This window comes from Sphingomonas sp. QA11 (genome assembly GCF_028473665.1).
GTDB classification, from domain to species: domain Bacteria; phylum Pseudomonadota; class Alphaproteobacteria; order Sphingomonadales; family Sphingomonadaceae; genus Sphingomonas; species Sphingomonas phytovorans.
Genome location: NZ_CP098774.1, coordinates 404,042 through 428,926 on the forward strand (window position 1 = coordinate 404,042; position 24,885 = coordinate 428,926).

At 65.0% G+C, this 24,885-nt stretch carries 23 protein-coding genes; 13 read left to right on the forward strand and 10 right to left on the reverse strand.

Annotated features, from left to right (window positions below; all coding sequences use genetic code 11):
- The 3 genes from NDN01_RS01960 to NDN01_RS01970 all read left to right on the forward strand — a co-directional run bounded on the left by NDN01_RS01960 (position 1) and on the right by NDN01_RS01970 (position 3,410).
- Positions 1-1,395, forward strand: coding sequence for an efflux transporter outer membrane subunit (locus tag NDN01_RS01960; protein WP_272625459.1), 1,395 nt, complete (start codon positions 1-3; stop codon positions 1,393-1,395).
- A 136-nt stretch (positions 1,396-1,531) separates the two neighbouring features.
- Positions 1,532-2,635, forward strand: coding sequence for a helix-turn-helix domain-containing protein (locus NDN01_RS01965; RefSeq protein ID WP_272625460.1), 1,104 nt, complete (start codon positions 1,532-1,534; stop codon positions 2,633-2,635).
- 124 nt (positions 2,636-2,759) lie between these two features.
- Positions 2,760-3,410, forward strand: coding sequence for a CPBP family intramembrane glutamic endopeptidase, BDIM_20840 family (locus NDN01_RS01970; RefSeq protein ID WP_272625461.1), 651 nt, complete (start codon positions 2,760-2,762; stop codon positions 3,408-3,410).
- A gap of 72 nt (positions 3,411-3,482) precedes the next feature.
- On the opposite strand, the gene NDN01_RS01975 is transcribed toward NDN01_RS01970, so the two are convergent.
- Complete coding sequence (locus tag NDN01_RS01975) at positions 3,483-5,072, reverse strand: DHA2 family efflux MFS transporter permease subunit (protein ID WP_272625462.1); 1,590 nt, start codon at positions 5,070-5,072, stop codon at positions 3,483-3,485.
- A gap of 61 nt (positions 5,073-5,133) precedes the next feature.
- On the opposite strand from NDN01_RS01975, the gene NDN01_RS01980 reads away from it, so the two are divergent.
- The 4 genes from NDN01_RS01980 (at position 5,134) to NDN01_RS01995 (ending at position 8,914) form a co-directional block, all read left to right on the forward strand.
- Positions 5,134-5,727: a TetR/AcrR family transcriptional regulator gene (locus NDN01_RS01980; protein ID WP_272625463.1), complete on the forward strand. Its 594-nt coding sequence runs from the start codon at positions 5,134-5,136 to the stop codon at positions 5,725-5,727.
- Entirely contained in the window at positions 5,724-6,167 is a 444-nt protein-coding gene (locus NDN01_RS01985) for a PaaI family thioesterase (protein ID WP_272625464.1), read from the forward strand. The genes NDN01_RS01980 and NDN01_RS01985 overlap by 4 nt, the downstream gene beginning before the upstream one ends.
- 2 nt (positions 6,168-6,169) lie before the next feature.
- Positions 6,170-7,273, forward strand: a complete 1,104-nt coding sequence (locus tag NDN01_RS01990; protein WP_272625465.1) for an HlyD family secretion protein — start codon at positions 6,170-6,172, stop codon at positions 7,271-7,273.
- Positions 7,274-7,468: 195 nt separating this feature from the next.
- Positions 7,469-8,914, forward strand: a complete 1,446-nt coding sequence (locus NDN01_RS01995) for an amino acid permease (RefSeq protein WP_272625466.1) — start codon at positions 7,469-7,471, stop codon at positions 8,912-8,914.
- Between the two features lie 17 nt (positions 8,915-8,931).
- Here NDN01_RS01995 and NDN01_RS02000 read toward each other — a convergent pair whose 3' ends face one another.
- The 9 genes from NDN01_RS02000 to NDN01_RS02040 form a co-directional block, all read right to left on the reverse strand.
- A complete protein-coding gene (locus NDN01_RS02000; protein ID WP_272625467.1) occupies positions 8,932-9,249 on the reverse strand; it encodes a response regulator transcription factor in 318 nt (105 codons plus the stop codon).
- A 24-nt stretch (positions 9,250-9,273) separates the two neighbouring features.
- Positions 9,274-10,410, reverse strand: coding sequence for a hypothetical protein (locus NDN01_RS02005; RefSeq protein ID WP_272625468.1), 1,137 nt, complete (start codon positions 10,408-10,410; stop codon positions 9,274-9,276).
- A 26-nt stretch (positions 10,411-10,436) separates the two neighbouring features.
- Positions 10,437-12,134 carry a hypothetical protein gene (locus NDN01_RS02010; RefSeq protein ID WP_272625469.1) on the reverse strand — a complete coding sequence of 566 codons (1,698 nt, stop codon included), beginning with the start codon at positions 12,132-12,134 and terminating at the stop codon, positions 10,437-10,439.
- Positions 12,135-12,136: 2 nt separating this feature from the next.
- A complete protein-coding gene (locus NDN01_RS02015) occupies positions 12,137-13,480 on the reverse strand; it encodes a hypothetical protein (RefSeq protein ID WP_272625470.1) in 1,344 nt (447 codons plus the stop codon).
- 5 nt (positions 13,481-13,485) lie between these two features.
- Positions 13,486-14,622 carry a hypothetical protein gene (locus NDN01_RS02020; protein ID WP_272625471.1) on the reverse strand — a complete coding sequence of 379 codons (1,137 nt, stop codon included), beginning with the start codon at positions 14,620-14,622 and terminating at the stop codon, positions 13,486-13,488.
- A gap of 69 nt (positions 14,623-14,691) precedes the next feature.
- Complete coding sequence (locus NDN01_RS02025; RefSeq protein ID WP_272625472.1) at positions 14,692-15,609, reverse strand: hypothetical protein; 918 nt, start codon at positions 15,607-15,609, stop codon at positions 14,692-14,694.
- Between the two features lie 188 nt (positions 15,610-15,797).
- Positions 15,798-16,172: a hypothetical protein gene (locus tag NDN01_RS02030; RefSeq protein ID WP_272625473.1), complete on the reverse strand. Its 375-nt coding sequence runs from the start codon at positions 16,170-16,172 to the stop codon at positions 15,798-15,800.
- Positions 16,173-16,179: 7 nt separating this feature from the next.
- On the reverse strand, positions 16,180-18,849 hold the full coding sequence (gene acnA / locus NDN01_RS02035; RefSeq protein ID WP_272625474.1) for an aconitate hydratase AcnA: 2,670 nt from the start codon (positions 18,847-18,849) through the stop codon (positions 16,180-16,182).
- A gap of 260 nt (positions 18,850-19,109) precedes the next feature.
- Complete coding sequence (locus tag NDN01_RS02040) at positions 19,110-19,769, reverse strand: cation transporter (RefSeq protein ID WP_272625475.1); 660 nt, start codon at positions 19,767-19,769, stop codon at positions 19,110-19,112.
- Positions 19,770-19,838: 69 nt separating this feature from the next.
- On the opposite strand from NDN01_RS02040, the gene NDN01_RS02045 reads away from it, so the two are divergent.
- The 6 genes from NDN01_RS02045 to NDN01_RS02070 all read left to right on the forward strand — a co-directional run bounded on the left by NDN01_RS02045 (position 19,839) and on the right by NDN01_RS02070 (position 24,871).
- Entirely contained in the window at positions 19,839-20,255 is a 417-nt protein-coding gene (locus tag NDN01_RS02045; protein ID WP_272625476.1) for a MerR family transcriptional regulator, read from the forward strand.
- Positions 20,256-20,476: 221 nt separating this feature from the next.
- Positions 20,477-20,608, forward strand: coding sequence for a hypothetical protein (locus NDN01_RS02050; protein WP_272625477.1), 132 nt, complete (start codon positions 20,477-20,479; stop codon positions 20,606-20,608).
- A 77-nt stretch (positions 20,609-20,685) separates the two neighbouring features.
- Entirely contained in the window at positions 20,686-21,654 is a 969-nt protein-coding gene (locus NDN01_RS02055; RefSeq protein ID WP_272625478.1) for a ferritin-like domain-containing protein, read from the forward strand.
- A gap of 41 nt (positions 21,655-21,695) precedes the next feature.
- Positions 21,696-22,697 carry a ferritin-like domain-containing protein gene (locus tag NDN01_RS02060; protein WP_272625479.1) on the forward strand — a complete coding sequence of 334 codons (1,002 nt, stop codon included), beginning with the start codon at positions 21,696-21,698 and terminating at the stop codon, positions 22,695-22,697.
- Between the two features lie 453 nt (positions 22,698-23,150).
- Positions 23,151-23,519: a hypothetical protein gene (locus NDN01_RS02065; RefSeq protein WP_272625480.1), complete on the forward strand. Its 369-nt coding sequence runs from the start codon at positions 23,151-23,153 to the stop codon at positions 23,517-23,519.
- Between the two features lie 50 nt (positions 23,520-23,569).
- On the forward strand, positions 23,570-24,871 hold the full coding sequence (locus NDN01_RS02070; RefSeq protein ID WP_272625481.1) for a hypothetical protein: 1,302 nt from the start codon (positions 23,570-23,572) through the stop codon (positions 24,869-24,871).
- Positions 24,872-24,885 lie beyond the last annotated feature (14 nt).

A 24,885-nucleotide genomic window follows, 5' to 3' on the forward strand; every position in this document is an offset into this window, starting at 1 on the left:
ATGCCTCGTTTCCTCGCCGTACTGCTCGCGGGCGCCGCGCTGGCCGGCTGCACCGTCGGGCCTGATTATAAACGGCCTTCGGTACCGTCAGCCGCCGGCTGGACCGAGCCCGGGACGCCCGGCGCGGTCGACCTCGCCTGGTGGGATCGCTTCGGCGACGCGCAGCTTTCGGCGCTGGTCGCCCGCGCGATCGGGAACAGCCCCGATCTCGCCGAGGCCGAGGCGCGGCTTGCGGAGGCGCGCGCGAATCGCCGTGCGGTGGCGGGTACGCGCCTGCCCTCGGTGACGGCAACGGGATCGGCGACCGAGAATGTGCTGAGCAGGAACGGGCAGTTGCCGATCGGCGAGATTCCCGGTTTCCAGCGCGAGTTCCGGCTTTTCGACGGCGGTTTCGACGCGAGCTGGGAGATCGACCTTTGGGGGCGGCATGTCAGGCAGGGCGAGGCTGCGGCGGCGCGCGAGGAAGCGGCGCTGTTCGCTCGTCGCGACGTGATGCTTTCGCTGATCGCCGAGGTGGCGCGCAACTATCTCGACTTGCGGACCGCGCAGGCCAATGCCGCGACGGCCCGGGCGACCGCTGACGCCGATGCCGATCTCGCGCGGCTCACCCGGTTGCGTTTTGGCGCGGGTGAGGCCTCGCGGCTGGATGCTGAGATTGCGGAGGGCGCCGCGCGGGCAAGCGCTGCCGCCGTGCCGGATGCCGAGGCGAGCGTGACGGCGGCAGCCTATCGTATCGCGACGCTGGCCGGTTCGACGCCGGAGGAGGTTGGTGCCACGTTGCGTACGCCAGCGCCGTTGCCGATCAGCCCGGACGAGATATTGGTCGGCGTGCGGTCCGAACTGCTCGAACGCCGCCCGGACGTTCGCCAGGCCGAACGAGAGCTTGCGGCAGCGACGGCGGATATCGGGGTCGCCACGGCCGACCTGTTCCCGCGCTTCAGCCTGTTGGGCGGCATCGGCCAGCAGGCGCGCAATCCCGGCGACCTGTTCTCGGCCGACAGCATGCGGTTACAGGTGGGGCCAAGCGTCTCCTGGCCGATCTTTTCGGGTGGCGCGATCCGCGCGCAGATCCGCGCCGCCGACGCGCGCGGTCGGGGCGCGGCGGCACGTTACGAGAAGGCGGTGCTCGGCGCGCTGTCGGACAGCGAGACGGCGATCAATCGGTTCCTCAAGGCACGGATCGGGGCGCAGGAGGCGGGGGCCGCGCTGGTCCGCGAGCGGGCGGCGTTTGCCCTGTCCGAACGTCGAGCAGCGAGCGGTGAGGACGACCGGCTCGCGCTGGCACGAGCGCGCAAGGCGCTTCTCCTGGCGGAGCAGCGAGACAGCGATGCTTCCTCGCGCAAGGCCCAGGCAGCGGTTGCGCTGTTCAAGGCACTGGGCGGTGGCTGGAGTTAGCGCATTGCGCCATATTCATCATCGGAGCCCGTTGCTTTCGGCCTGCCTGCGCCATGCAGGCAAACCGATGATCCTAAGACGCGGACATGGTCGTTAGAGCATAGCCTGGCGTCGAACGCCCCGGTACTTGTCTCCCATGGACGCTCAACAGCTCGACGTGGCCATTCGCATCGCAGGCGTGACGGTGCTGCTCTTCCTGGCATTCCTGCTCACCCGCGATGGCAAAGGGGTGCGCCAGACGGTGCTGTTTGTCCCCCTTGCGATAAGCATCTCAGGATTCCTGATAGGGAACACACCCGATCTCTCGCTTCGTCTGGACGGAGTCGTCGGGCGCGTCGCTCATCTCTTGAGCGGCTACGCGGCGGTATTCATCTGGTGGTTCTGCCTTGCTTGCTTCGATCGACATTTCCGGTTGCGAGGGCCCATCCTGGCTGTCGGCATATTGTGGATCTGCATCGCGAGTGCTGATCGGGGCGTGTTGGGCTCGCTGGTCGCCGATAAGGGACTTTCCCGGCTTCTCGTCGCATTCGGCCTCGGGATAGTCGCTCACCTCGGATGGCGGCTCCTCCATGATCGCGAGGGCGATTTCGTGGAGACGCGGCGTGATGCTCGCGTGATCGTTGTCATTCTCCTGGGCGGCCAGCTTCTTGCTGACTTCCTGGTTGACGCCCTGCTCGGTTTCGACTGGCGCCCGCGGGCCTTTGCCATCTCCCAGAATGCAGCCATCCTTGCCTTTGGTCTCTGGTTTGCGACAAGGCTACTCCGCGCCGACCCCGGAACGCTGACGTTTCCGGCCTCGACGATGCAGGTGGCGGTCGTGGGGACAGGCGACGCGCGGCTGGCGGAGCGTTTACGGAACCTGATCGAGGTCGAACGGGTGCACCTCGATCCCGATTTGAGCTTCGCCACGTTCGTTCGCAAAATGGGTGCCGCCGAGCGTGTGGTGCGTCAGTTGGTCAATCATAAACTCGGCCATGATCACTTTCGCTCCTTCATCAACGCCTATCGCGTGGAGGAAGCGTGCCGGTTGCTGTCCGATTCATCGCGGGCCGGGGACAAGCTGATCGCGATTGCGATGGATAGCGGGTTCGCCTCCCTCGCCAGTTTCAACCGCGTGTTCCGTGCCGCCAGGGGCTGCACGCCGGGCGCGTATCGCGCGGCGTCCGGCCACGCGCCGATACCGCCGTCGCGTATTCCGGCCGCGAAGCCGTCTTTTGAGGAGCGGTCGGCGGCCTTTTGAGAAGCCCTTGCCGACGCTCCCCTCTATCGGGGCGCACCCGCGTGATGGAGACTAGGACGTGAACGGCTTTACAGGACTGATCGGCACGCTCGCGCTTCTTCTCCTCGTTGGGGGCGCTGTCGGGGTGACGCGCCGCCACGCCTTCTCGCTCCGGTGGCTGCTGGTCGCAGCCGCACTTGTCGGGGTCAACGACTTCCTCCTGACGCGCGGCTATGGCCTCCTTCCCAACCTGTTTCCGTCGGCTGAATGGAACTGGCAGGGCAAGATTCTGGCCCTGATTGCGACGCTGGCCGTTGCCGCCTTGCCGGCTTTCGAGTGGCGTCGATCGGGGCTCACTTTTGCCCAGGCCGAGGGTAGCCTCAGAAAGTGCGTGCCCGTCGCGCTTGTCTATTGTACGTTTTTCGTGGCGATCTCGCTGACTTTTCCAGGCGGACCAGGCTCGCATGAGGAGGTCGCGTTCCAGTTGACCATGCCGGGGTTCGAGGAGGAGCCCTTTTACCGCGGCATCCTCCTGCTTGCGCTTGATCGCGCCTTCACCGGGCGCCTGAGGCTGTTTGGCGTTGAGTGGGGATGGGGCGCCGTCCTGTCCTGTGCGTTGTTCGGGATGACACATGCCTTTGGGTTCTCGCATGGTCATTTCTCGTTCGACCTGCTGACCATGACGTTGACGGCGCTGCCTTCCTTCATCGCGATATGGCTGCGCCTTCGGACTGGCAGCCTTCTGCTTCCCGTGCTGCTTCACAACTTCGGAAACTCCATTTCCCTGGTCGTGTGAGCCGGAGCGGATCCTCCGGGAGGACTATGCAAGACCGGTTCAGCCCCACCTTCGGCTCGGCGTGCTCCGCTCTCAATGCGCGTCGACGGGCTCGACGCCTGCCTGTTTCGGCGGGCGGCAGAAGGGCACCATCACCAGGGCGGCGATGAACAGCCACGCCATGATGCGGAACACATCGTTGAAGGCGAGGGTCAGCGCCTCGCGGCCGACGACCCGCCCCATCACCGCCTCAGCCATCATCATCGCGCGGGCCGGGTCGGGCGTCATCGTCTGCATCATGCGCGCGAGATTGGCGAGCGTATCGGCCGCGATCCGTGAGGAACTGCCCAGCGCTTCGCCGATCCGCAGGGCGTGGAGGCGGCTCATGTCCTGCAGCCAGGTCGTGACTAGCGCGATGCCGATGGCACCGCCGAGATTGCGCATCAGGTTGAACAGCCCCGATGCATAACGAAGCTCCGGCCCGGCGAAGCCGTTGAGGGCAAGGCCGACGCTTGGGACGATGCACAGCATGATCGCGAAGCTGCGTACCGCTTGCGGCACCAGCAGCGCGGCGAAACCCCAGTCGGGCGTCATGTAGGAAAAGAGCCACAGGCCCGCCGCGAACAGGCTCAGGCCGAAAGTGATGATGATCCGCTGGTCCACCCGTTGCGACAGGGCGGCGGCGATCGGCACGCCGCAGAACTGCACGACGCCGGCGATGAACACCGTCGTGCCGATCTCATTGGCATTGTACCCGCGGACACGGCCGAGGAAGAGCGGCACGAGATAGGTGCCGGCATATAGGCCGAAGCCGATCACCAGGTTAAAGACGCAGGCGAAGACGAATGTCGGCTTGCGAAAGGGCGAGAGCTTCACGATCGGGCTGCTCGACCGGAGAGATCGTTCGAGGAACAGCAGGAAGGCGATGAACGCGACCCAGGCTGCGGCGGCGATGCCGGTGTCGCCGAACCAGTCGTTCTTCGGCCCCTCCTCGAGCACATATTCCAGGCCGGCGAGGAACACCGCCATCGAGGCGAGATGGACCCAGTCGATCCTCCTGAGCATCGACAGGTCGGCGCGGTCGACCTTGATGACGGCGATCGCGAACAGGGTGACGAGCGTGCCGGGCAGGACGTTGACATAGAATACCCAGCGCCAGCCCGCGGCATCGGTGATCCAGCCGCCGAGCGTCGGCCCGAGCGTGGGGGCGAGGACCGAGACCATGCCGAGGATGGCGGGGATCATCGCACGCTGCTTGCCCTCGAACATCGCGAAACCGGTGGCGAAGACCGTCGGGATCATCGCGCCGCCGACGAACCCCTGAAGCGCGCGGAAGGCGATCATCGATTCGATGCTCCACGCCAGGCCGCACAGGGCGCTCGCGACGGTGAACAGCCCGGCGGAGAGCGCGAACAGCCAGCGAGTCGACATCGATTGGGCGAGGAAGGCGGCGAAGGGGATCATCACCAGTTCCGCCATCAGATAGGCTGTCTGGACCCAGCTTATCTCGTCAGGCCCGGCGGAAAGGCCGGCCTGCACCTCGTTCAGCGACGCTGCGACGATCTGGATGTCGATCAGCGCCATGAACTGCCCGAACGCCATCACCCCGAAGATCAGGAATTTTCGGACATCGGGCAGCGCCATGGGATCGATCGGCGCACCGACGACAGGAGGGGATGACATCGGTGCTTGTCCTTGGCGGCCTTTATATTATATGCATCATATAAAGGAGATCGACAAGGCCATGCGCTACGACGGCGATCACAAGAGCGAGACCAGGCGGCGTGTCCTGAAGGAGGCGGCGCGGGAAATCCGGGCCAAGGGCCCCGGGGGCGTCGGCGTGGCCGGGATCATGGCGCGGGCGGGGCTTACCCATGGCGGCTTCTATGCGCATTTCGATTCGAAGGAGGCGCTGGTCGCCGCCGCCATCGAGACGATGTTCGAAAGCGCCGGACGCCGCTTCGACGCCACGGCTGCCGGCGACGATCCACGCGCGGCCCTGCGCGCCTATGTCGATTTCTATCTTTCGCCCGGGCATCGCGACGCGCGCGAGCATGGCTGCCCGCTGCCGGCACTGTCCGGCGATCTCGCGCGGCTCGATCCGGAGGCGCGGACACGCTTCGGCCAAGGTGTGGCTGGGCTGACCGCGCGGCTCGCCGATGCGCTCGGCCGCCACGGTATGGCCGATTCCGAGGCCGCGGGCGGGTCGATGCTCGCCGAGATGGTCGGCGCGGTGACGCTGTCACGCGCGGTTGCCGATCCTGCCCAGTCCGATGCGATCCTCGACCGGGCCAGGGCCTCGGTGATCGCCCGCTTCTCGCTCGGGGACATGCAATGACCGGTACGATCGACCGGACCGCGATGAGCGGCATCGAGCAGTTGCGCGCGATGATCGCGACTGACGCGCAGCCGCCGATCGGCAGGACGATGGATTTCTCGCTGGTCGAGATCGACGAAGGCCGCGCGGTGTTTGAGGGCAATCCCGACAGGCGCGTCTACAACCCGATCGGCAGCGTGCATGGCGGTTATGCCGCGACCCTGCTCGATTCCGCCTGCGGCATCGCCGTGCATTCGAAGCTGGCGCCGGGCCAGGGTTATACCACGCTTGAATTGAAGGTGTCCTATGTGCGCGGCATGACGGTCGATACCGGCGTGGTGCGGGCCGAAGGTGTGGTGATCAGCATGGGGCGCCGCGTCGCCTTCGCCGAGGCGAAGCTGACCGACGCCTCGGGCAGGATCCTCGCTACGGCAACCTCCACCCTGCTGGTGATCTCATGAACATGGCGGCGACGATCGACGTGCCGGTCGAGGCGAAGCGGCGATTCAGGGTCAGCCGCAATCCGCTGATCGCGGCGGCGATCGCGCTGGTGATCGCGGTGGCTGGTATCGCCTGGCTGCTGTCGCCGCGCACGGCCGAAAGCACCGACAACGCCTATCTCAAGGCCGACAGCAGTTCGGTCGCGCCCAAGGTCGGGGGGCTCGTGTCGGCGGTGCTGGTGCGCGATAATCAGCCGGTGAGGGCAGGCGACCCGCTCGTGCAGATCGATGCGCAGGAATTCGACGCGAAGCTCGCGGCCGCCCGAGCGGCGGTCGCGGATGCCGATGCTGGTGTGGCGACGGCGCGAGCGGCGCTGGCGGGGCTCACCGCCGATGAAGGTCTTGCCGCAGCTCAGGTGCGTGCCGCCCAGACGTCGATCCAGTCAGCCGATGCCGAATATGGCCGTGCCTCCGCAGACCGCGATCGTTTCGAGACGCTGGTGGCGCAGGGGTTCGTAACCCGACGCGATGTCGAGCGTGTCCGAGCGACGGCGGTCGGCGCTGCGTCTGCCCGCGACCGCGTTCGCGCCGATCGCGATGTGACGAGCGAGCAGGCGGCGGTGACTCACGCACGCGGTCCGGTGCTGTTGGCGCAACTCGCCCAGGCCGAAGCCGCGGCGGTGCGGGCGCGGGCGGCGCTCGATCTGGCTCGGCAGGATCAGGGGCACACCATCATCCGCGCCCCGGTCGACGGCGTGGTAGGCAATCGGCAGGTGCAGACCGGCGACTATGTCCAGCCCGGATCACGACTACTGACACTGGTGCCGTCGCAGGCGCTTTATGTCGTCGCCAATTTCAAGGAGACCCAGACGCGGGCGATGATCCCCGGCCAGGTCGCGGCGATCAAGGTCGATGCGCTGGACGGTGACACGCTGACCGGCAAGGTCGAGAGCTTCGCGCCGGGGTCGGGATCGGAGTTCACGCTGCTGCCGTTCGAGCCGGGCTCGGGCAATTTCACCAAGATCGTCCAGCGCGTACCGGTGCGGATCAGGCTCGACCCGGGGCAGGCGGCGGTGGCGCGATTGCGGCCGGGGCTGTCGGTGACGGCGAAGGTGAGCCTGCGGTGAGCTTCCCTCCCTCTTTCGCGAGGGGGAATAGAGAGTTGACCATGCGCCGATGAGTTCCCGTCCGATGGGCATTCGGCGTGTTTCATTGGTGCCTGCCTCGATTGCCGAGGGGCTTCGCATCCCCGCAATCGCGCGCACCGGCATTGCGCCGATGTGCCGAAGGGGCCTAGGTTCGTGCGGAAATCGGGGGACCAGATGCGCAGCCTGTTCAGATTGAAGACCATCGTCGCGGGCGAGCAGCAGCCCGAGCACCAGCGCCTCGCGCGGACTCTTTCCTGGCCGCATCTCGTCGCGATGGGGGTCGGTGCGATCGTCGGCACTGGCATCCTGACGCTGATCGGGGTCGGTGCCGATCGAGCCGGGCCGGCGGTGCTGCTGAGTTTCGTCGTCGCCGGGGCGATCTGCGCTTGCGCTGCGCTTTGCTATGCCGAAATGGCGACGATGATCCCGGCGTCGGGCAGCGCTTATACCTACAGCTATGCCGCGCTGGGCGAGATCATCGCCTGGGTGGTCGGATGGAGCCTGATCCTCGAATATTCGCTGGTGGTCTCGACCGTCGCGGTCGGCTGGTCGGGTTATGCGGTGGGTTTCCTGAAGGGGCTCGGCGTGATCCTGCCCGACGCGATGACTCACGGACCGTCGCTTGAAGGAAGCCTGGCCGATCACAGTCTGCATCTCGCCAATGCCGGCATCAACGTGCCGGCGATCCTGATCATCGCGGTGGTGGCGGGGCTGCTGATGCTCGGCACGAAGGAGAGCGCGCGCCTGAACTCGGCGCTGGTGATACTGAAGATCGTGACGCTGGCGCTGTTCGTCGCGGTGGCGCTGCCGCATTTCGACGCAGCCAACCTCCATCCCTTCGCGCCGAGCGGCTATGGCAGCGTCGCCGACGATCACGGGGTGAAATATGGCGTGATGGGCGCGGCCGCGATCATCTTCTTCGCCTTTTACGGCTTCGACGCGATCTCGACGGCGGCGGAGGAGGCGAAGAACCCCGACCGCGACCTGGCGATCGGTATCGTCGGATCGATGGTCGCCTGCACGCTAATCTACATCATCGTCGCTGCGGCGGCGGTGGGGGCGGTGCATTACACCGTCTTTTCGAAGAGCGCGGAGCCGCTCGCGCTCATCCTGCGGGAACTGGGCAGTGGTGGCGTGGCGACGGTGGTCGCGGCCGCCGCGGCGATCGCGCTGCCGACGGTGCTGCTCGCCTTCCTCTACGGGCAGAGCCGAATCTTCCTGGTGATGGCGCGCGACGGCTTCCTGCCGCCGGCGCTTGCCGAAATCTCGACGCGGGGCACGCCGGCACGGATCACGGCGGTGACGGCGATCTTCGTCGCCATCCTTGCCGGGCTGCTGCCGCTCGACGTGATCGCCTCGCTCGCCAATGCCGGGACACTGTGCGCTTTCGTCGCGGTTGCGACCTGCGTGCTGGTGCTGCGCCGGCGCAGCCCCGGGGCACGGCGGCCGTTCCGCACGCCGGTTGCCTGGGTGGTGGCGCCCGCCGCGATCCTCGGCTGCTGCTATCTGTTCATGAGCCTGCAACGGGTGACCCAGATATCGTTCCTCGTCTGGAACGGGATCGGGCTGCTGGTCTATTTCCTGTACGCACGGATGCGGTCGCTAGAGGGGCGGGCATAGGGGCGCCTTGCCGGCGCTCAACCGGGCAGGCGGGGCGCGTTCTCATTGGTCACGAGTCGGCAAAGCTCGACGCGACGATTGATGTCGAGCTTGGCGAAGACTCGCCGCAGATGCGTCGATACAGTCCAGTGGCTGATCCGGAGCATCTGGGCGATCTCCTTGTTGGACAGGCCGCATGTCACCAGTTGTGCGATCTCCCGTTCCCGCAGCGACAGCAACTCGCTGGTGGTGGCAGGGTTGTGAACGGTCGAGGTCGCCTTGCGCCCGGCGATCGCTCGTTCCGTTGCGTTGAGTACCCAGTTCTCGGGCTCACGCGCGCGGAGGCTCGCTGACATTGATCCGTCCCCGCTAATAGTTAATCAGAAGAGCGATGCCTTTGCTGCACGCGCAGCCGGCCTGAACGAAACGACATTGTTATCGATCAATCCCGGTTGTTTGCGCAATCCCAACGACTCAGCGCTTGTCAGCCAATCGTCGCATGCGTCGACAATAGCTTCAAGTAGAGACTCGAAATCAATTCGCACCGTTGTGAGGAGGTAATCCTCCGCCAGCCAGCGCAAGATATCGCGCCCGGTGACCGCCATACGACTGCGCTGAGATGTTACGGGGATTTCGTGGAGATAGCGTTTCATTACTTCCTCAAGCACATCCCAGCCGCTATCTGCACCAAACAGATTGACGATATCCGGCGAACCGAGAATGTCGAACGCTTCCTGGAGCAGCGAGAGGACTTCACTGCGCAGTACGGCGACATGGCCGTAAGAGACGTGCTTGAGATTCTGGCGCAGGTCCAGGCCTGAACGACGCACGACCGCCATGCTGCCGAACGTCTCGCGCCCGCCATCGGGACGCAGCACTTCCGACACGCGCTTGTCCTCGAAGAAACGCGATACGTGCTGGCAGAACGTGCTGAGCAGGGCGTGGAACGCGATGTTCGGCTCGGCACCGGCAGGCGGCAGGGATTCGGTATAGCCGAACACCTTGCGATAGACCGACCGCCGTTCGCGCTGGGTATAGCGCAGCACCCGTTTGCGATCGAACTGATAGAGCGCCAGGGCGCCGGGCCCGTCCGAAAGCCGCACCTCGCCCGACTGGAAGAGTTGCTGAAGCTTGAGCACGGCGCGGAACACGCCGGCGCGCTCGTGCTGGTAGATGTAGTAAAGATCGCCGACCGCCGTCAGGCGTTCGCGGCTGATCTGGTCGTCATAGGTCGGCACCAGCCCGACCGGTCGAACTTCGTCGAGCCGCGACGCGACATTGTCGCCGAGGCCGATCAGGCGGGCAAGGCCGTTGTCGCTATCGGGTGCACCGGGATCCGGCTTCAGCGCGTCCATCAACAGTGCCTCGGCATCGCTGATATACTGGTTGATCAGCTCGGCTTGTGCCGGCGTCTTGGCCAGCTCGTCGCGGGCGTCGCGCACCATCGTCGAGCGAAGGGCCTGCAAGGATGCAAGCAGATCGTTGAGTTCACCCAGGGTTTTCGGATTGTTGGCCATGGCGGTCTCTCCGGTGCGTTGATCGATCAGGCAGTGGCGGAATAGTGGGCGCGCGGGTTCCCGCCGAGTTCCCCGGCATTGTCGGCGGCAGCGGTCAGGTAGCCGGTCAGCTCGACCAGCTGCTGGTGCGCGCCCAGTCGCGCGATGCCCATGCTGCGCGCCGCATGCTTGAAGCAATTGGCTGCCTCGGCCAGCGCGGCCAGCTCAAGGGCGAGGAGCACCGCTTCGCTCTGGCGCAATTCAGCGGCACGGTTGCCCGCCTGTGCAAAGGGCCGTGCGACGCTGTCCACCCAGCGAAGGAACTGGCCGATGGACAATTGGGTCCTCGTCCCTTTGCCATGCGACAGGAACTGGACCTCCTGCTCGTCCATGTCGGTGCCCGATTGCTCCAGCGCGGCTTCAAGCAGATCCACGCTGGTCAGCGCGCAGGTGAGCTGCGCCTCCAGGCGCGCGGCGTAGAGGCCGAGGCGATAGCGGTGCGGGTCGCGGATGAGGCGCCCGCCCATCGACGCGAGCAACTCCAGCAGATTGGCAAGCTCGGCACGCAGTTCCTCGTCCTCGACCAGGCTTGTCGGGGCACATACTTCTTCGTCGCGGAAGGTCGACAGCCAGGCGATGATTCTCTCGATCCCGTCGCCGGGGACGAGGGAGAATGACCGCGCCTTGGGAAGCGCCTCGCCTTCCTGCAGATAATCCAGGATCGCGAGCACCAGCCGGTGGAACTGGAAGGTCGCGCGGGCGGCGTTGATTCCCATCGGATCGCGCGCGCTGGCGACAAGGCCGTTCAGCTCATCGCGAATGGCGGCGCGCTCGCGCTGCGGACCGGCTTCGGCACCCCGCGCAAGTTCGAAACGGGTGGTGACGGGCAGCCGGCCGATAATGTCCTCGACCGCGTCAGTCTCGGCCTGGAGCAGATCGGCATTCACGCGCTGGCCGCCCCGCAGCAGATCGGAATCGCCGCTGGTACCGCGCGTCACGGTCCGCCGGTCGGTACGGTAATAGACGCGGTATCCGTCCTGTTCCCTGAAGGCGAAACTGTTCCTGAGCGCGTCGATCAGGCGCTGTCGCTTGACCTCCACGCTGCCGGTGTCGCCGAGTGTCGGGAAGCCGGCGGCGTTGAGCGAGGCGGCCATCTGGTCGGTCACCGTCGCGAAGGCGCCGGAACTGCGCCCGCGGGCAACCGAGCCACCTCCTTCCGAGATCATCGTGGCGAGGGTGATGCCGAGTTCCTCGACCGCAACGGCGGTTGCGTTGTCTTCCGGTTCCATGGTGCCTGTCTCCTTCGCGTCGATGCTGTGCGAAAAGTCTCTCGCCGCCTCGGCGAGGGACCCCGTCGAAGCCTTTAAGGTGTCGAATTGGCTTTCCAGATCGGCCCACAGGCGCTGGAGCTTAGGCTGGGCGGATTTACCCGAGACTTCGTCGAGCTGGCTGTCGAATTCGACGATGAAGTCGATGCTCAGGACGCTGTCGCCCAATGCCTCATGCAGCGACAGATAGGCCGCGATCGCCTCGCCATGGCCGCCTTCCGCAAGGCTCTCGATTGCTGTCGTCGAGTGATGCTCCGCTTTCGCCAGCCCCTCGCGGGCGGTTGCCAGCAGCCGCGTCTCGTTGCCCCTGCTCAGTTTCGCGACCATCTGGCGCGCTGCCTTCGCCAATTGGCGAAGGGCGAACAGCTCCTGCCCGAACCGCTCTCGCGCGGCGCTGGTGAAGGGGTCGTCCTCCATCGTCAGCACCTCCCCAGCGCATCGTAGAAGTTGCGGTGGATCGTGGCGGGCGAGACCCGTGCCCAGGCGAGCGCCTGGCGCGCCGCCGCGATGAGGAAGCGTTCGGGAAGGATGCCGGTATCGGTGCCGGTCTGAAGCCGCTCGGCGGCCTCGCGCACCAGCTCGGCATGCTTGGGCTCGAACCGGATGACATCGGCGAGTGCCTTGTCGCCATATTCGTCGAAGCTTTCGAAGCAGATCGCATCGAGCACCGCGTCGATCTGCTCGGGCAGCCGCGCCCACACCCATTGCGGCACGGGTTTCCAGGCGCTGGCCGGATACAGCGCGTCCCAGGCACGGCGGAAGGCTGCCGCGTCGCCGGCGAAGCCGATGCGCTCGAGCAGGCGAATGTTGAGCGGTACGCGAATGATCGGGGTGGGGTGCACCGCTTCGTCGTTCCACGCCGCGGTCGACGCGCGCGACCGGCCGACCACGTCCATCAGCGCGCCAACATAGGCGGGACCGATCAGCAACAGGCCGGAGAGGTCGGCATAGGTTTCCTTGTGCCAGCGCTGCCATACCTCGGCATTGCGCGCCGGGAGCCTGTGCGCGGCGAAGGATTCGGCGATCCGGCGGGGCATCAGGTCCCACAGGCCGAGATCGCTCTGGAGATTGTGCGACACCTCATGCGGCACCGCGCCCAGCGACCAGGGATTGAGCAGCCGGTGATACGGCACCTTGACCAGAGGGAAGGGGTTGAGCTGCTGCCCAAGCTTGCTGAGCCGCACGCCCCGCCGGAACGTGGCCGGACCGAAGCCGGTTTCCATATAGGTGAGCGGGGAGGGTGACGGGATCGAGCGCGCCTTGCCGAGCCCCATATACACTGCCTGGTAGCAATCGAGCGCGATGCGATCGAGTGCGCCGAGCCAGGGCGCGAACGATCCGGTGCGCTGACCGAAGACGTTCAGGTAGAATTCCCAGATCTGTTCTGTCTCCCGCGCGCGGGTCTCGCTGCGTTCCTTGAGATTGAGCAAGGTGGCGCGCCCCTTGTCGCCGGCGCCGGCGAGATCGCGGGCATGCAGTGCCAGGCCGCGTTCCTCGACCTGCTGGCGTCGCCGGGCGGCATCGATCAGCGCGTTGACCGTCTTGAGGTGGGAGCGGTCGGGCGCATTCGGGCCGCGGCCGAACTCGCCCTCGCGGAACGGGCGCATGCCGCTCACATAGCGGTCGGCATTCACCGCCGTCCGCCAGGCGAAATAGGGCAGCGCGCTGGCCCCGCCGGCCGGGTCGGGCGTGCCGGTGACGGCGCCTGCTCCCGCGCCGGTGGCCATGCCCGCCGCCGCGGCGTCGAGGTCGAGAAAGGCCATGGCGCTCACGGTGCCAGCTCGGCCTGGCGTTTGCCGCCGCTCTTCTTGCCGGTGGCCACGACCGCCGCCACCGTCGCCAGCATCTTGAACGCCGGGGAAAGGTCGGAGGCGACGACCGCGTTGACCGCCTTGGCGAGGGCTGAGGTGTTGACCTGATCGACGATACCGAGCTCGGTCGCGGCCGAGGCCACCGCCGAGGCTACCACGGCACTGATGACGGTACCGTCCAAGGTGCCGCCGCCATCGGACGAACTGATCAGGCTGACGATCTGCTGGATAAAATTGCTGCTGGACAGGTTCGCCAGTCTGTCGACTACCTCCGGCATCACGCCGCCACCGGGATAGACGATCGGCAGCATCGCCTTTCTGAAGGATGCCGGCGCGCGATTGCGGATCAGCGCGATCGCCTGCTGCCGCGCACGCGCGCGGTCTTCGGCACCCTTCACGCGTTGTTGCGCGCGGTCGGTCCTGGTGCGGTCGACACCAATGCTGGCCTGCTTGTTGGCGCGGCTCCGTTTCGAGGTAGGATCCATCGCATGGTCGGCCTCGGTTTCGGACTCTGACGACATGCCCCGTTGCAGGCGCGTGATCGCGTCCGTGGCGGCTCGGCGCAGCGATGCGAGTTCGTCGGCGCGGACTCCCGGTGCGGCGCCGTTCGGCCGTGCGGCGTCGATCGGGACAGGCGATCTTTGCGGACCGGGCACCATCCATCGTGGGGTGGGCCGTGCTGTCGTCGGGAGGGAGGGGCCGCGTCCAATGCCGGCCATCGGCATGGTCGGTAGGCGAGGGGCGATCGCCGGGCGGGGACCTGCCGGGGTTGTCATCGTCGGCGCGGGTCGCGTTGCCGGGCCACGCATATCGAGTTGCGCCAGCGTTCCAAGTACCTGCTTCAGGCCGGTAAGCGCCGTACGCAATTGCGGGTCTGCACGACCGGCTGGCGTCGCCGCCACGGCGAAGCCTGTGGCGGCGAGCTGATGCGCGCCCGCTTCGGCGCGGTGGACATTGGCGAGGAAACGGTGCCGCGCGATGGGCGTGGCCTTGCTCCAGGAGGCGGCGTGCCATTGCTTCAGGCGCGCTGCCTGCTGTCCAAGCGCCTTTGCCTGGGCCATCAGGGCAGGTGTCGTCGGGACCGGGTTTGCCATTGCTACCCTCCGCAAGTTGGCATTCGGGGACAGGCGGTGCGGGGGATCGCCCGCGCCGCCCTGCACGCCTCAGAAGAAGCGCTCGGCGCCGGCCACGGCCCGGCGATCGATGCCGCGCTTCTTCGCCGCATTCTGCGCGAGCGCCTTGGCGATCGACTGGGGATTGGCCAGGGTGCGGCTGGCATGCCGCGCCATCACCCGCACCGCGGTCTTCGGTGTCACCGGCCGGCCGGTCTGGGCCTTCTGGGTGAGCGTCGCGACTGTCTTCTTCTGGATGGTCGGCAGCATGCGGATCAGCGCCCTGGCGCGGGGATCGCCGGCGGCGGACAGGCGGCGCGCGACATCGCTACCCGCCTTGGCGAGCACCGGCACGACTGCCCGCACGGGCAGAGGAGCGCGGCTGGCGATCGTCACGGTGATGGCGGAGCCGAACATGCCGGCATCGTTCGGGTTCGCCCTCGTCGCCGCGACCGCCATCGATTCCGAAAGCTGATCGTCGTCACGGGAAACGCGCACCGGCGCATTCAGCTCGTCCTCGGTTTCGCCCTCTTCCTCGCCTTCCATCTGCTTGACGAAGCCGCCGAGCTTGCTGCCGAGCATGGCGCCCGCCGGGCCGCCCAGCGCGCCGCCGATCACCGATCCGATCTGCGGGGCGAATTTCTTGGCGATCGGCGCGACGACCTTCGCCGCCTTCTTGGCTGCATCCCAGATCTTGCCGAAGAATTCCTCGCCTTCCTGGTCGCCGAAGGGGTCGAAGCCTTCGCCTTCGAGCTCGCCTTCCCAGTAATTGTCGGCGGCGCCAAATTGGTCGAAGCCGTCGCCATATTGGTCGCTCAGCTGATCGAAGCCGTCGCCCGCGAAATCCTCGAAGTCGCCGCCAAAGCCCTCGCCTTCATATTCGGCATTCATGAAGCCATAGCCGCCGACCTCGTTCAGCTCGAACGGGTCGCCTTCCAACTCGCCGAAATTCTGCTGGTTCTCGTACATGGCTCGCCTCCTCGCGAAATCTCGACCCGCAGGGGGTCCGGCGCGGGTCTGCTCCCAGGTCCGCGAGAGGATATGACCATGTTCGGGTGGTCCGCCGGTAGTCGCGTGCATCGACTACCATAAGTGGGGTAGCATGTTTGCTGGCGAGGGCGGCCGTCAGGGCCAAGCCAGGCCGGGGTCGGGCGAGGTCAGCCGGCGCAGACCAAAGCGAGGATTTCGTCGCCCGAGGGTTGTTCGTTCAATGGCTGGGTGAAGGGCTTGGCCGGGTCGGGCTTCCTGATGCCGGTCTGCACACCCTTGTTATAGAGTTCGGCGCGGCCGATCGTGATCAGCTTGCTCTGGCAATCGAGCATCACGTCGGCGATCGCGTAGCGCGGATCGCCGATCTTGCCCGCGCGCAGGCGGAAATAGCGCAGCGTACCCGATGCCTTGATGCTGTCCGTCGCGACGGCGCTGGCATAGCCGTCCGCGGTGACGAAATCCTTCCACTCCTCCGCCGCCGCAGCGACGGGAACGGCGGCGACCGCCAGGGCCAAGGACCAGACGATCGCCATTCGCATCATGTCTTCCTCAGGCAGCCAGCTTGCGCAGCACATACTGCAGAATGCCGCCGTTGAGGAAATATTCCAGCTCGTTGACGGTGTCGATCCGGCAGCGGGTCAGGAAGGTTTCCGTCCGGCCGTCGGCGCGGGTGAGGATCACCTCGACATCCTGGCGCGGGCGGATATCCGCGACGTGCTGGATGGTGAAGCTTTCCGATCCGTCCAGGCCAAGCGTCTGGCGCGTCACCCCTTCCGCGAACTGCAGCGGGAGCACGCCCATGCCGACCAGGTTCGAGCGGTGGATTCGCTCGAAGCTTTCGGTGATGACGGCGCGGACGCCGAGCAGGTTGGTGCCCTTCGCCGCCCAGTCGCGCGACGAGCCCGTACCATATTCCTTGCCGGCGATGACGACGAGCGGCGTGCCGTCAGCCTTGAAGCGCATCGCCGCGTCGTAGATCGGCATCACTTCGCCTTCATACTTCGACATGCCGCCCTCGATGCCGGGGACCATCTCGTTCCTGATGCGGATATTGGCGAAGGTGCCGCGCATCATCACGTCATGGTTGCCACGGCGCGCGCCGTAGGAGTTGAAGTCGGCGCGGCTGACCTGATGTTCCTGCAGATAAGTGCCGGCCGGGCTGTCCGCCTTGATCGAGCCCGCCGGGCTGATGTGGTCGGTGGTGATCGAATCGCCGAGGATCGCGAGCGGGCGCGCCTCGATGATGTCGGTGACCGGTGCCGGGGTCATGGTCATGCCCTCGAAATAGGGCGGGTTGGCGACATAGGTGGAGCCGGCGCGCCAGGTATAGGTATCGGACCCCTCGACCTCGATGCCGCGCCATTTTTCGTCGCCGGCATAGACGTTGCCGTAGCGCGAGCGGAACATGGTGTCGTCGATATTGGCGCCCATCACCTCGGCGATCTCGGCGTTCGAGGGCCACACGTCCTTGAGGAAGACGTCCTCGCCGTTCGAGCCCTTGCCCAGCGGCGTTTCGACCATGTCCTGGGTCACCGTACCCTTGATCGCATAGGCGACGACCAGCGGCGGCGAGGCGAGGAAGTTGGCGCGCACGTCAGGCGAGACGCGGCCTTCGAAGTTGCGGTTGCCCGACAGCACCGAGGCGGCGACGATGTCGTTCTCGTTGATCGCGGTCGACAGCTCGCTCGCGAGCGGGCCTGAATTGCCGATGCAGGTGGTGCAGCCATAGCCCACCAGGTTGAAGCCGAGGGCGTTGAGGTCCTCGGTCAGGCCGGCCTTGTTGAGATAGTCGGTGACGACCTGCGAGCCGGGGGCGAGCGAGGTCTTGACCCAGGGCTTCGACGTCAGGCCGAGCGCGCGCGCCTTGCGGGCGACGAGACCGGCGGCGACCAGCACCGAAGGGTTGGAGGTGTTGGTGCAGCTCGTGATCGCGGCGATCACCACGTCGCCGTCGCCGATATCGTCCGGACGGCCCTCGACCGCGGCGCGGACCGGCTGTTCCTTGTGATAGACCTTGAACAGGTCGCCGTTGAACACCTCGTCGACCTTGTTGAGCGAAACCCGATCCTGAGGGCGCTTCGGGCCGGCGAGGCTTGCCTGGACGCTGCCCATGTCGAGCTCGAGCGTGTCGGTGAAGACCGGATCGACGCTGTCGGCGTCGTGCCACAGGCCCTGCGCCTTGCAATAGGCCTCGACCAGCTCGACCGTCTCGTCGGGACGCGCGGTGAGCTTGAGATACTCGATCGTCTTGGCGTCGATCGGGAAGAAGCCGCAGGTCGCGCCATATTCCGGCGCCATGTTGGCGATGGTCGCGCGATCGGCGAGGGTCATCGAATCCAGGCCCGGGCCGTAGAATTCGACGAAGCGGCCGACCACGCCCTTGGCGCGGAGCATCTGGGTGACGGTCAGCACGAGATCCGTGGCGGTGATGCCCTCGTTCATCGCGCCGGTCAGCTTGAAGCCGACGACTTCGGGGATCAGCATCGAGACCGGCTGGCCAAGCATCGCCGCCTCCGCCTCGATCCCGCCGACGCCCCAGCCGAGCACGCCCATGCCATTGACCATGGTGGTGTGGCTGTCGGTGCCCACCAGCGTATCGGGATAGGCGATCGTCGCGCCGTCATTCGCCGAGGACCACACGCCCTGGCCGATATATTCGAGGTTCACCTGGTGGCAGATGCCGGTGCCCGGGGGAACGACCTGGAAATTGTCGAGCGCCTTGGAACCCCATTTCAGGAACTCATAGCGTTCGAAGTTGCGGCTATATTCGAGGTCGACATTGTCCTCGAACGCCTTGGGCGTGCCGAACTCGTCGACCATGACCGAGTGGTCGATGACGAGATGGACGGGGACCAGCGGGTTGATCTTCGCGGCGTCGCCGCCGAGCTTGGTGATGGCATCGCGCATCGCGGCCAGATCGACCACGCAGGGAACGCCGGTGAAATCCTGCATCAGCACGCGCGCGGGGCGATACTGGATCTCGCGGTCCGACCGGCGCTCCTGCTGCCAGTCGATGATCGCCTTCACGTCGTCGGTGGTGACGGTCTTGCCGTCCTCGAAGCGGAGCATGTTCTCCAGCAGCACCTTCATCGAGAAAGGCAGGCGGCTGATGTCGCCATATTTCGCCGCGGCGTCGGCCAGCGAATAATAGTCGTACGACTTCGAGCCGACCTTGAGCGTCTTGCGGGCGCCGAGCGTATCCTGGCCAATGGCGGTCATCTGGGGCGGGTTCCTTCCCTGTCTGGCCGGGCGCGGCGGGGAGGCGGAAAGTTCCGCGCGGGCGCGCTCCGGGTTGTGCGAATGCGAAGAGTCGCGCGGGCCTTAGCAAGAGGGGGCGGGTTGGGGAAGGGTGGCGGTGATCGGAATTACGGGTCACCGTTATCGCCCCCGTCACCCGGGCCGGCACCGCCCCGGTTGGGTCGTTTCCGATGATAAAATCATGAATTTCGCCGCCTTGTCGTGCCGCAAAGCCCTGGCGATCATTCGCGAAGCTGCTCGACCTGCGGACGAAACAAGGCGGCCGAAGTTTCGGACCTGAGTTCGCCACGGGCCTGAACCATGATCTGCATTCCGCCCCATAGTCCCAGCCCGGCCATCATTGTCGCGACGACCAGATCGGGCCACGCCGTACCGGTGCCGAACACGCCGAGCGCGGCGGCCATCACCGCGAGGTTGCCGATCGCGTCGTTGCGGGAGCAGATCCAGACCGACCGCATGTTCGCGTCGCCCGTGCGATAGCGATAGAGAAGGACCGCGACCGCGAGATTCACGGCGAGCGCGATGAGGCCGACCACGCCCATCATCTCCGCATGCGGCACGGACCCGTTCAGCGCGCTCCACAATGTGGCGCCGAGGATGGCGAGGCCGAACAGGAAGATCGTCGCGCCCTTCAGCAGCGCCGCGCGAGCGCGCCAGGCGAGCGCCATGCCGGCGACGCCAAGGCTGATCGCGTAGTTGGCTGAATCCCCGAGGAAATCGAGGGCATCTGCCTGCAGCGCCTTCGAATCACCGGCGATGCCAGCGCTGATCTCGCCCAGGAACATCGCGGCATTCAGGATGAGCGCGATCCACAGGATGCGGCGCCAGCGCGGATCGTTCGTCGCGTTCTTGTTTTCGCCAGGGCAGCTTGTGCAGGCCATCTTTGTCCTCTCGACAGTTTCCGAGTCGGACAGGCATATGCACCCTGTAGCGACTACAGGGTCAAGCGGATGGTGCCAGCGTTGACGATCGGCCAGTTGGCCAGGGCGACCGCGACCAAGGTCGAGACGGTGCGCTATTATGAGCGGATCGGGTTGCTGGCGCCGCCGGGCCGCACGCAGGGCAACTACCGCGCCTATGGCACTGCCGATCTGTCCCGGCTGAGTTTCATCCGTCGCGCGCGCGATCTTGGCTTCTCGCTCGACCAGGTGCGCAATCTGCTCGATCTCGCGGGGCAGGGGCAAAAGGATTGCGGCTCGGTCGACGTGATGGCGCAGGAGCATCTCGCCGAGATCGACCGCAAGCTGGCCGACCTGACCGCGCTCAGGCGGGAACTCGGCGTGCTGATCTCGTCATGCGAGGGTGGGGCGATGTCGGAATGCCGGATTCTGGAGGCGCTGGCACCGCGCTCCATTCTTGTGCCCTGAACTGCCGCTTCCGACGCACCTACGCGACGGCCTGCCTTCACTGCGCCAGAAACAGGAACGATCCGATGCGGTGAAGGCCGGTGTGCATTGCCGCGCTGTACGCATTGCCGCCTTGTCGAAGGAAAACAGGATGTAATCCTGCCGGAGGCAGCGTGCGAGATTGCCCGCATCTCGCGCGGGTCCTTGGGGAGCGCGGGCCCTCGATACTCTCAAAACGGTACATGGCCGCCTTTATTTTCGCGGTCGTGCATCCGGACGGCCAGGGGCGCCGTATCTCCGGGCGTCTCTCGATCGCGCGCAGCCATGCCGCCGTCGAGCTATCGGCGCTGCTAGCTTTTTGTAAAGAAAAATGAATCTTTTCAAATAGTTGGAACCTATGCAGCGCAGGGATGTTTGCGCTGAACCGTCCGGATAAAAGGGAGGTTGAGCCATGACCGATGCCAGTAACCAACTCATCGATGTTCTCGACAGGCGTGTCGAACGACGCAACGAACGCCGCGAATTCTTCAGGACGGCGATTGGCGCCGCCGCGGTCGCCGGTGCCGGAGGCGCACTGACATTTGCCGGCCGGGTCGATGCGCAGAGCGCGCCGACCGATGCCGACGTGCTGAACTTTGCGCTCAACCTCGAATATCTCGAGGCGCAATTCTACAATGTCGCGGTGTTCGGCACGCCGCTGACGCCGGCCCAGACCAGCGGGACGGGCACGCCGGGCGTCGCTACGGGCGGTCGCCAGGTCAGCTTCACTGATCCCGTCGTCGCTCAATACGCCAAGGAGATCGCGCAGGACGAGGTCGCGCATGTGAATTTCCTGCGCACCGCGCTGGGCACCGCGGCGGTGGCGCAGCCGACGATCGATATCGGCATCGCCCCCAATGGCGCGTTCAGCAGCGCTGCCCGGGCGGCCGGCCTCATCAGCGGGCCAACATCGTTTTTCGATCCTTATGCAAGCGACGAGAATTTCCTGCTTGGTGCCTTCATCTTCGAGGATGTCGGGGTGACCGCATACAAGGGCGCGGCACCGCTGATCACCAACAAGACCTATCTCGAGGCGGCGGCCGGTATCCTTGCGGTCGAGGCGTATCACGCGGCGCTGGTGCGCACCGTGCTCTATGCCAAGGGCGTTGCGACACCCTCGCTGCGCACCTCCGCCGATGCGATCTCCAATGCGCGCGACTCGCTCGACGGCCCCAGCGATGACGATCAGGGTATTTCCCCGGTCATGATCAACGGTGCCCTGGCGTCGAACATCGTGCCGCTCGATGCGAACGGCCTCGCCTACAGCCGGACCACCGGTCAGGTGCTCAACATCGTGTACCTGAACAACATGGCCGTGGGCATGGGCGGGTTCTTCCCGGCCGGCGTGAACGGCTCGATCAAGACGAGCGCCGCCAACTGAGCGCGCCATCGTCCGTTTCCATTCGAAAGGGAGTTCTCCCGATGCATATCAACGACACGATGCTTCAATTGCTCGAGGCGAGCGATCGCCGCCGCGAGGAACGACGCCAGTTCATCCGCACCGCCGCATCGGCCACAATCGCTGTTGGCGGGCTTTCCCTGCTCTCGGCGTGCGACGACAACAACGGAGGGACAGTTTCACCTACCCCGACACCAACGCCTACTCCGACGCCCACCCCGACACCGACCGCCTTCACTGATGCCGACGTGTTGAACTTCGCGCTCAACCTCGAATATCTCGAAGCCCAATTCTACTCCTTCGCGGTCACGGGCGCGAGCATTCCCGGCAACCTGCTCACCGGTACGGGCACGCCCGGCGCGCCGACCGGCGGCCGTCAGGTCACGTTCACCGACCCGGTCGTCGCGCAATATGCCCGGGAGATCGCGGCGGACGAGCTGGCGCATGTCGCCTTCCTGCGAAGCGCCTTGGGATCTGCCGCTGTCGCCCAGCCTGCGATCGACATCAGCGCCGCCGGGCCGTTCACCGCGGCGGCGCGGGCAGCCGGCGTGGTCGGTTCGACCGGAACCTTCGACCCTTATGCAAGCGACGAGAATTTCCTGCTCGGCGCCTTCATCTTCGAGGATGTCGGGGTCTCCGCATATAAGGGTGCGTCGCCCTTGATCGTCAACAAGACCTATCTCGATGCGGCAGCGGGTATCCTGGCCGCCGAGGCCTATCATGCCGGGCTGGTGCGCACCGTGCTCTACGCAAAGGGTGTTGCGATGCCGTCCCTGCGCACGGCGGCCGGCCAGATCAGCGACGCGCGAGACTCGCTCGACGGGCCTTCCGACGACGACCAGGGCATTGTCGGCGACGCGACGACTTCGAACATCGTCCCGACGGACGCGAATGGCATCGTCTATAGCCGGTCGGCCGGACAGGTTCTCAACATTGCTTATCTGAACAAGGCTGCGGTTGTCGGGGGCGGGTTCTTCCCGGTCGGCGTCAATGGCAACATCAGGACAAGCGCCGCCAGCGGCTGACCAGTCCGGCGTCACTTCGATTACGGCCGTGCGATGGAGGTCGCGCGGCCGTTTTCGTTGGAGCGAAAGGCCGAGAACCACGACGGCCCGGATTGCCGCGATCACCGTCAGCCAGGTCGAAAAGGTTGCTTGCGGGTCTTGCGTCGAAAGACGTGCCGCGCAGGGCGCAATGTTATTCGAAGTACATGCTAGCAAATTGTCGGGCTTCATTGATCCGATATGGTTGTAATAAATGATATTGATTCATGTTTGTGATGAATCAAGCAGATACTCAGTGCTATTGACTCAGAATTCAAATGCAGGATTATTCGGTGTAGCGGGGATACCGATACGCAGATTCTCCGGGGGGTGAAATTGGCACAAAATTCAGTACGACACTGGGCTTGGCCCTGTGCGATCCTCCTTGTGATCCTGCCATTCTTTACGATCTATGTCTTCCATATAGACCATGAGATGCTGCAGCTGGACAAGACGGCCGGATACAGTCGAACCGACTACAAGGATGCCCTTGGATTTCTGAGCAGTTGCTCGCAGTGGCTTGTTACTGTTTCGATTTCGACGATCGCAGCTTCGGGTTACCTGTTCGTCAAGAGTCGGGACAGCCACCCCTGGTTGTGCGGCGTAAGCGGAACCATCATTTTCTGCGCGAGCATAACCTCGATTTATTATTCGATCGAGCTGGCACAATGTTCGGCGAATTTCCTGGCAAAATCTTTCCATCATATCGAGATCGTCAGCAGCATTCTGGTCGAGCAGGCAATTTTCGCGCTGGTCGCGGCAAGCTGCCTGCCCAGCCTGGCTTTGGGGGCAAAAGAAGCGTGAGAATGTTCAGAGGCTTCCCCCCGCTCGGAATTTTGTGTCTTCTCGGTCTGATGGCGACGGCGGACTATAGCCACGCGTCGGCTCAGGAGGGAAGGCGTCCTTCTGTCCAGGGAAAAGAGGTTGTCATCACCGGGCGACGGGACCCGAACGACGTATCCTGGGGCAGGGCAAAGGTTCTTCTGAGCCTGGAAAGCGCGGTCAAGGAGAGGCGCCTGCTGCTTGTTCATCCGCAAAGCGCTGAACAGAGAATGTCGTCCGTGGATCTCGGGAGGCCGAATAGCGTGGTCCAGGGATTTGTCTTCGAGATAAGCGTCGATGGTGCCGCCTGTTTCGCCAACCCGGTTCTGGGCTGGCATATTCTCGGCGGGGACCAGGAGATAGATGAGGGGCACTATAATATCGGACTGAAGTCATCGCCAAAATCATATGCGATACTGGGTTTTTCCTTCAGCCCGCTGGGGGATCGGGGTGTGGCTGGCGAGAGAACGTCGGTCTTCGTATATGTGGACATGCTGCTGCGTAGCGGCAACGGCGTCTATGGCGACACTACGGGCGCGATATCGGAACTTTACAGGATGGATCCCGGAAACCAGCGCGTAAGCCTGGTCCGGAAGAAATCGGCAAAATACATATGTTTGTCGGGCTCCAGCCAGGTCGATGAAGATATCAGAAATCGCATATCCATGACGATCGACAAGAATATCGTGTGGACCAAGTTTCTGAGCGATATCGAATATCGAGAGCTGGACAAGATATATTCCAACGACAATGCATTGGTGGAGGATATAAATAAATCAGTTCTCAAGATAACCGACCGCGATCCCTATTCCTACGGCACGCTTGTGATGGCCAATTACAACGGCCACGCCAGCGGCTTTGCGGGGAAGGGCGAGGAGCCCAATCGTCGATGGATAGGCTGTCTGCCGACTGATGTCAGCGGCACGATCGTTCGGTCCCTCGACTGCAACTCGGGACGAACCTGGGAAGTGTTCGATCCTTTCGGAATCCTGGGAACGGCGAAAGGGGCGATCCGGAAATTGGGGGCGGCCAAGAACAAATATAAGGGTATCGTATTCCCTGTGACGAACCTGCCCATGGCGTCGATTTCCTCGAAGCCGAGCGGAGCGGACGTCTATATCGACGAGGAATACCAATCCTCTCCGACCGATGACGACTATACGCTATCCGAGAACAGTGTGCCGGGGATCAGGATCGAGAAGGACGGTTTCGCCGCCTGTGCCGGAGCGGCGCTGAAGAAGCGGCTCGTGCGAGAACGACCGAAGATCTACAAGATAGACTGTCGTCTGCGCCCGCTGAACCAGGGGCATTCAACGAAGCATTCGCGCCGCTGAACGCCCCCATTCCG